We start from the raw sequence: 8075 nt of genomic DNA, 5'->3' as shown, positions 1-8075 counted from the left end.
GCGCTCGGGGCCGTGCGCCACGCGCTGCAGCAGCATCGCCATGCGCGCCTCGGCCAGCAGGTGGCCGCCGTCGTTCGAGGCCGAGCCATCCACGCCCAGGCCCACCGGCACGCCGGCGTCGCGCATCGCGCGCACCGGTGCGATGCCGGAGGCCAGCCGCATGTTCGAGCAGGGGCAGTGCGCCACGCCGGTGCCGGTGCGCGCGAACAGGCCGATGCCCGGCGCGTCGAGCTTGACGCAGTGCGCATGCCACACGTCGCGGCCGACCCAGCCAGGTCCTCGGCGTACTCGGCCGGCGTCATGCCGAACTTCTGGCGCGAGTAGTCGATGTCCTTGTCGTTCTCGGCCAGGTGAGTGTGAAGCGAGACACCGAAGCTGCGTGCCAGCGCCGCCGACTCGCGCATCAGCGTGCGGCTCACCGAGAACGGCGAGCACGGCGCAACGACGATGCGCCGCATCGCGAAGCGCGCCGGGTCGTGCCAGCGCTCGATCAGCCGCTGCGTCTCCTTCAGGATCGCCGGCTCGGCCTCCACCACGTGGTCGGGTGGCAGGCCGCCCTGGCTCTGGCCCACGCTCATCGAGCCGCGCGCCGCGTGGAAGCGCATGCCGATCTCCGTGGCCGCCTCGATGCTGTCGTCGAGCGTCACCCCGTTGGGATAGAGATAGAGATGGTCGCTGCTGGTCGTGCAGCCCGCCAGCAGCAGCTCGGCCATCGCGGTCTGCGTCGACACCCGCACCATCTCGGGCGTGAGCCCGGCCCAGATCGGGTAGAGCGTGCCCAGCCAGTCGAACAGCTCGCAGTCCTGCGCGATCACGCGCGTCAGCGACTGGGTCATGTGGTGGTGGGTGTTGATCAGCCCGGGCAGGACGACGTGCTCGCGCGCGTCGATCACCGCGTCGGCGGTGACCGGCAGTTCGGGGGCCGGGCCCACGGCCTCGATCACGTGGTCGCGGATGAACACGCTGCCGTCGGAGATCTCGCGGCGCTGCTCGTCCATCGTGACGACGAGGCGGGCGTTGTGGATCAGCAGCGTGGGCATGGTGGCGGCGCTTGGAGGGATTGCGAGACGTTCATGCGTCGAGACGGGCGGCAGACGAGGGGTCGACAGAGGCGGTTGGGGCCGGTGGAGCACCACGAGCTTGACGGGTGCGGCAGGCGGTGTGTGCCGGGGGTGAGGTCGGGGGCGGACGAGGCGCGCAGCGTCGGGGTGGGCGCGCGCAGCGCGCCTCGTGAACTGATCCGTCGCGGCTGTCCGAGCGCAGCGAACGCAGTGAGCGCAGCGAGTTCCGCGACGCCACCCCGCCGCGAGCACCGCAGTGGCGTCGGCGCGCAGCGCCGACCGCCCCCGCCCGAGCCCTCGGCACACACCGCCTGCCGCACCACACACCACCCCCCAGAAAATCAATGCGCCTCGGCCAGCTTCGCCGCCTCGACCGCATCCGCCGCCCCGCCCTTGGCACCGTTGAAGTACAGGTTCAGCAGCACCGCGCTCAGCGCCGCCAGCAGGATGCCGGACTCCAGCAGCGGGTGCAGGCCGTGGTGCATCTGCTGCGTCCAGCGCGGCGCCACCAGCGGCAGCATGCCGAAGCCGATGGAGATGGCCACGATGTAGAGGTTGTGGCGATGAGTCTTGTAGTCCACCGCGGCGAGGATGCGGATGCCGGTGGCGGCCACCATGCCGAACATCACCAGCCCGGCGCCGCCCAGCACGAAGGTCGGCACCGACTCGACCAGCGCCGCCATCTTCGGCAGCAGGCCCAGCACGATCATGATCAGCCCCGCCGCCACGCACACGTAGCGGCTGCGCACCCCGGTCACACCTACCAGCCCCACGTTCTGCGAGAAGCTGGTGTAGGGGAAGGTGTTGAACACGCCGCCGATCAACGTGCCCAGCCCGTCGGTGCGCAACCCGGCCGTCAGCTCGCGCTGGTCGATCGGCTTGCCGGTCAGGTCGGACAGCGCGAGGAACATGCCGGTCGATTCGATCATCACGACCACCATCACCAGCGTCATCGTCGCGATCAGCACCGGGTCGAACACCGGCGGGCCGAAGGCGAACGGCGTGACCACGTCGAACCAGTGCGCCTTGGCCACCTTGTCGAACCCCATCTTGCCCATCGCCACGGCCACCACGCAGCCCGCCACGATGCCCAGCAGCACCGAGATGTTGGCGACGAAGCCACGGCCGTACTTGGAGATCAGCAGGATCACCCCCAGCACGAAGGCCGCGACGGCCATGTTGTCGAGCGCGCCGTAGGCCGGGTTGTCCTTCTGCGGCACCGGCCCCGGCAGCCGGGTGACGACCGGCACGGGGGCGGCGCCCGCGTTCGTGCCGGCATTGGCCGAAGCCGTGGCCGCGGCGGCGGCCTGCGTCGCGACACCCGCCGCCGGAGCCGAGCCGGCCGACAGTGCGGCCACCGCCGCATTGCCGGCCAGCGCCTCGGCCTTGGCCTGGTCGACCATCACCACCAGCCGGGGCACGTCGGTGAACTGCGCCAGGTGGGCCGGACCGCCCATCGCCCAGCCGATGCCCACGCGCATCAGGCTGATGCCGATCACCGCGATGATGGTGCCGGTCACCACCGGCGGAAAGAAGCGAAGCAAGCGCCCCATCACCGGCGCGATGAAGATCGCCAGCAGGCCCGCACCGATGATGGCGCCGAAGATGGCGCGCGCCGCTTCGGTGCCGCCGGGTCCGGCCATCGCCACCATCGGGCCGACCGCGGCGAAGGTCACGCCCATCATGACCGGCAGCTTCACGCCGAACCAGCGCGTCGCGCCCAGCGACTGGATCAGCGTGGCGATGCCGCAGCAGAACAGGTCGGCCGAGATCAGCATCGCCACCTGCTCGGGGCTGAGCTTGAGCGCGCGGCCGACGATCAGCGGCACGGCCACGGCGCCGGCGTACATCACCAGCACATGCTGCAGGCCCAGCGTCGCCAGCCGTCCGGCGGGCAGCTTCTCGTCGACCGGGTGGACGGTGGGGGGTGTGCCCGAAGCCATGGCGTTCTCCTCGAATGCCCTCGGGTCCTTGCAAGGCCCGTACCCAGGCCCTGCCCGCTAACGGGGCGGCGCGCCGGCCTCGTACCAACGACCCAGCAGCGCACGCTCGGCGTCGGTCATCTGGGTGGCGTTGTTCATCGGCATGGTCTTCAGCACCACCGCCTGCTGGTAGATCTGCTGCGCATGGCCGGCGATCAGCTCGGGCGTGTGCAGCTGGATGTTCTTGCTGACGACCTGGGCGTTGTGGCACATCGCGCAGCGCTCGCCCACCACCGCCTGCACCTGCGCGAAGCGCACCGGCGCCGCCGCCTGCGCCGACGCCACGGGCTCGTGCTTCGGCGCGACCAGCCACGCCACGCCGGCCAGGATCGCGATCGCCGCGGCGGCGATCTCCCAGCGCGGCGGCGCCTTGTGACGGAGCACGAAGAACAGCCGGATCAGCGCACCAGCCAGCATCATCAACACCAGCACCAGCCAGTTGAGGCGGTGCTGCGTGACCATGCCGTAGTGGTTGGACAGCATCGCGATCAGCACCGGCATCGTGAAGTAGGTGTTGTGCACGCTGCGCTGCTTGCCCCGCTTGCCGAGGTTCGGATCGACCGGCCGCTTCGCGCGCAACGCCGCCACCACCTTGCGCTGGCCGGGGATGATGACCATCAGCACGTTGGCGCTCATCACCGTGGCCAGCATCGCGCCGGTCAGCAGGAAGGCGGCGCGGCCGGCGAACAGGTGGCAGGCGATCCACGCCGCCACGCAGGTGTAGACGAACACGCCGATGCCCACCTTCAGGTCGCCGCCCACCGAACCGTCGGGCTTGCGGCCGAACACGCGGCAGATGCCGTCGTAGACCACCCAGCCCAGCACCAGATAGGCCAGAGCACCGGCCACCGCGGCGCCGGGCGACCAGTCGAACACCGCCTTGTCGACCAGGAAGGACGAGGCGTTCACGAAGTACAGCACGCACAGCAGCGCAAAGCCCGACAGCCAGGTCGCGTAGCTCTCCCAGTACGACCAGTGCAGCTTCTCGGGCAGGTCGGGCGGCGCCACCAGGTACTTGTTCGAGTGATAGAAGCCGCCGCCGTGCACCGCCCAGGCCTCGCCGTCGACGCCCTTCTTCTTCAGCTCCGGGTCCTCCGGCTTGTAGAGGCTGTCGTCGAGCAGCACGAAGTGCAGCGAGGCACCGATCCAGGCGACCGCGGTGACCACGTGCAGCCAGCGCAGCAGCAGGTTGGCCCAGTCGAGCAGGTAGGCGTCCATCGGCATCGGCTCAGCTGCCGCGGTAGGTGGAATAGGCCCAGGGGCTGGCCAGCAGCGGCACGTGGTAGTGCAGCGCCGGGTCGGCCAGGCCGAAGTCCAGCGGCACCTCGTCGAGGAAGGGCGGCTCCGGCAGCACGACGCCGCGCGCGCGGAAGTAGTCGGCCACCGCGAAGACCAGGCGGTAGCGGCCCGGCTGCATCGCCGCGCCCTCCAGCAGCGGCAGGTCGGCCCGGCCATCGTCGTTGAGCCGCAGCGCGGCCAGGCGCTGGTCGCCCTGCGGCGCCAGGCGCCACAGCGTCACCGCCATGCCGGCGGCGGGGCAGCCGTTCATCGTGTCGAGCACGTGGGTGGTGAGTCGTCCCATGGTCGTGGCGGCGGCGCTCCGGTGGTGGTCGCGGGAGGGGGCGTGCGGTCCGTGTCCGCGGGCCGCATCACGCAGCGCCGCCCGGCGCGGGCTGTGCACAAAAGTGTATACACTTTGCCGGTCGTCGCAAGCACCGTGCCACGGACCTGCCGGGCCGCGACGCCGCCGATACCGCACCGAAAAGATGCCTCGCACCGCCGCTGCACCGCTCCAGGCCCTGAAGCCCGCACCGTCGCGGCGCCGCCGTGCCGGCGCGGCCGCACGCGCCGCGCCGGAGGCCGATACCAGTGCCACGCAGCGCATCGTCGACGCGATCACCACCGCCATCGTCGAGCGCCGGCTGATGCCGGGCACCAAGCTGGCCGAGCAGAAGATCGCCGACCTCTTCAAGGTCTCGCGCACGCTGGTGCGCCAGGCCCTCAACCAGCTCAGCCGCGACCGCCTGGTCACGCTCGAGCCGGCCCGCGGCGCCTTCGTCGCCCGGCCCGGCGTGCAGGAGGCGCGCCAGGTGTTCGAGGTGCGGCAGATGCTGGAGGCCGCGATGGTGCGCAAGCTGTGCACGGTGATCACCGACGCGCAGATCGCCGAGCTGCGCGCCCACCTGCGCGCCGAACGCGAGGCCGTGCTGCGCACCGACGTGCCCGGCCGCACCCGGCTGCTGGCCGACTTCCACATGATCCTCGCCCGCATGGTCGGCAACGAGGTGCTGGCGCAGCTGCTGACCGACCTGCTGTCGCGCTCCTCGCTGATCTCGCTGATGTACCAGTCCTCGCACTCGGCCGAGCATTCGCAGGCCGAGCACGTGGCCCTGGTCGATGCGCTGGAACGGCGCGACGCCCGCGCCGCCGTGAAGCTGCTCGACGCCCACCTGCGCAACGTCGAGCGCAACCTGCGTCTCAACCCGCGCGTCCACGACCTCGACGCCGCGTTGCGGCCGGCCGGCTGAGCCGCCGCACTGCGCTCGCTTCTTGCAAGGCCTGCCCACCATGGATCCGACCCCTGCCCCCTATCCCCGCGACCTGCGCGGCTACGGCCGCGACGTCCCGCACGCGCGCTGGCCCGGCGGCGCGAAGATCGCGGTGCAGTTCGTGCTCAATTACGAGGAAGGCGGCGAGAACAGCCCGCTGCACGGCGATCCCACCTCCGAGACCTTCCTGTCCGAGCTGATCACCGCGCAGGCCTACGAGAACCGCCACATGACCATGGAGTCGATGTACGAGTACGGCTCGCGCGTCGGCGTGTGGCGCATCCTGCGCGAGTTCGAGAAGCGCCGCCTGCCGCTCACGGTGTTCGGCGTCGGCATGGCGCTGCAGCGCTATCCGGAGCTGCTGGCCGCTTTCATGGAAAGCGGCTACGAGATCGCCAACCACGGCCTGCGCTGGATCCACTACCAGAACCTGCCCGAGGCCACCGAGCGCCGCCACATCGGCATCGGCACCCAGCTGCTGCGCGAGCTGACCGGCGGCGCCTGGCCGCTCGGCTGGTACACCGGTCGCGACAGCCCCAACACGCGTCGGCTCGTCGCCGACCAGGGCGGCTACGAATACGACAGCGACTATTACGGCGACGACCTGCCGTTCTGGACCGAGGTCGAGAAGACCGACGGCACCCGCGTGCCCCACCTCGTGGTGCCCTACTCGCTCGACACCAACGACATGCGCTTCGTGCAGGCGCAGGGCTTCAACACCGGCGAGCACTTCTTCACCTACCTGCGCGACAGCTTCGACGCGCTCTACGCCGAGGGCGAGGACGCACCCAAGATGATGTCGATCGGCATGCACTGCCGCCTGCTCGGCAAGCCTGGCCGCATCGGCGCGCTGCAGCGCTTCCTCGACCACATCGAGGCGCACGACCGCGTCTGGGTGTGCCGGCGCATCGACATCGCGCGGCACTGGCAGGCCACCCACCCCTGCGCGAAGGCCTCCACGTGACGACCGCCGCCCCCACCCCGCTGACGCTCGCCTGGCTCAACGATGCGCCGGCCCAGGCGGCGCTGGCCGCGCTCGACGGGCTCTACGAGCACTCGCCGTGGATTGCCGAGACGGCACTGCGCCAGCGGCCGTTCACCAGCCTGGCGCAGCTCAAGCATGCGATGGTGCGCGTGGTGCGCGAGGCCGGGCGCGAGACCCAGCTCGCGCTGGTGCGCGCCCACCCCGAGCTGGCGGGCAAGGCCGCGGTGGCCGGCACGCTGACCGCCGAATCGACCGGCGAGCAGGCGCGCGCCGGCCTGAACCACTGCTCCCCGGAGGAGTTCGCGCTGGTGCAGCGGCTCAACGCCGAATACGGCGCGCGCTTCGGCTGGCCCTTCGTGCTGGCGGTGCGCGGCCCACGCGGCGAGGGCCTGCACCGGCGCGAGATCCTCGCGACGCTGCAGCGCCGGCTGCAGGGCCACCCCGAGATCGAGCTGGCCGAGTGCCTGCGCAACATCGACCGCATCGCCGAGATCCGCCTGAACGACAAGTTCGGCGCCGCGCCGATCCTGGGCAACCCGGTGTGGGACTGGGCCGAGCAGCTGGCCGTGCACACCGACCCGGGCTATGGCGAACGCGGCGAGCTCACCGTCACCTACCTGACCGACGCGCACCGTGCCTGCGCCGCGCAGCTGCAGGCCTGGATGCGCGACTGCGGCTTCGACGAGGTGCGCCTCGATGCGGTCGGCAACGTGGTGGGCCTCTACCTCGGCAGCGATCCGTCGGCGCGGCGCCTGCTCACCGGCAGCCACTACGACACCGTGCGCAACGGTGGCAAGTACGACGGCCGGCTCGGCATCCTGGTGCCGATGGCCTGCGTGCGCGAGCTGCACCGCGCCGGCCGGCGCCTGCCCTTCGGCCTCGAGGTGGTCGGCTTCGCCGAAGAGGAGGGTCAGCGCTACAAGGCCACCTTCCTCGGCTCCGGCGCGCTTACCGGCCACTTCGAGCCCGCCTGGCTGGACCAGCAGGACGCCGACGGCGTGACGATGCGCACCGCGATGCTGGCCGCCGGCCTGCCGGCCACGCTGGAGGCGATCGCGGCCGAGGCGCGCGATGCGGCGCGCTACCTCGGCTTCGTCGAGGTCCACATCGAGCAGGGCCCGGTGCTCGCCGAGCTGGACCTGCCGCTGGGCGTGGTGAGCTCCATCAACGGCAGCGTGCGCTACCTCGGCGAGGTGGTCGGCGTCGCCAGCCACGCCGGCACCACGCCGATGGACCGCCGGCGGGATGCCGCCACCGCGGTCGCCGAGCTGGCGCTCTACGTCGAGCAGCGCGCCGCTGCGGCGCCGCACCTGGTCGGCACCGTCGGCATGCTGGAGGTGCCCAACGGCTCGATCAACGTCGTGCCGGGCCGTTGCCGTTTCAGCCTCGACATCCGCTCCACCACCAACGAAGTGCGCGACGCGATGGCGGCCGACGTGCGCGAGCGGCTGGCCGCGATCTGCGAGCGCCGCGGCCTCGCCTGCCACCTCGAGGAAAC

General features: G+C 71.3%; 6 protein-coding genes and 1 pseudogene. 3 read left to right on the top strand and 4 right to left on the bottom strand.

What is annotated here, in order from left to right; translation table 11 throughout:
• The 4 genes and pseudogenes from Y694_RS18105 to uraH form a co-directional block, all read right to left on the bottom strand.
• Positions 1-1040, bottom strand: a pseudogene (locus tag Y694_RS18105) (8-oxoguanine deaminase); the annotation flags it as partial.
• A 362-nt stretch (positions 1041-1402) separates the two neighbouring features.
• Complete coding sequence (locus Y694_RS18100; RefSeq protein ID WP_036235057.1) at positions 1403-3004, bottom strand: nucleobase:cation symporter-2 family protein; 1602 nt, start codon at positions 3002-3004, stop codon at positions 1403-1405.
• Between the two features lie 57 nt (positions 3005-3061).
• Positions 3062-4261 (bottom strand): urate hydroxylase PuuD, encoded by a 1200-nt coding sequence (locus Y694_RS18095; protein WP_036235055.1) that lies wholly within the window; start codon positions 4259-4261, stop codon positions 3062-3064.
• 10 nt (positions 4262-4271) lie between these two features.
• Complete coding sequence (uraH, locus tag Y694_RS18090; protein ID WP_036235053.1) at positions 4272-4625, bottom strand: hydroxyisourate hydrolase; 354 nt, start codon at positions 4623-4625, stop codon at positions 4272-4274.
• Positions 4626-4809: 184 nt separating this feature from the next.
• Between uraH and Y694_RS18085 the strand changes: the two genes are divergently transcribed.
• The 3 genes from Y694_RS18085 to uraD form a co-directional block, all read left to right on the top strand.
• The gene (locus Y694_RS18085; RefSeq protein ID WP_036235051.1) at positions 4810-5571 is read left to right on the top strand and encodes a GntR family transcriptional regulator; all 762 of its coding nucleotides are present in this window, start codon (positions 4810-4812) and stop codon (positions 5569-5571) included.
• Positions 5572-5611: 40 nt separating this feature from the next.
• Positions 5612-6556 (top strand): allantoinase PuuE, encoded by a 945-nt coding sequence (gene puuE, locus Y694_RS18080; protein ID WP_011828377.1) that lies wholly within the window; start codon positions 5612-5614, stop codon positions 6554-6556.
• Positions 6553-8075, top strand: a 1523-nt coding sequence (uraD, locus tag Y694_RS18075) for a 2-oxo-4-hydroxy-4-carboxy-5-ureidoimidazoline decarboxylase (protein ID WP_036235059.1), incomplete at its 3' end; no start/stop codon positions are given. The genes puuE and uraD, both read left to right, overlap by 4 nt.

The sequence above is a fragment of the Methylibium sp. T29-B genome (genome assembly GCF_000576225.1).
GTDB lineage: Bacteria > Pseudomonadota > Gammaproteobacteria > Burkholderiales > Burkholderiaceae_C > Methylibium > Methylibium petroleiphilum.
Note: the sequence above shows the minus strand (reverse complement) of the source record. Positions and strands in the feature narration are given on the sequence as shown.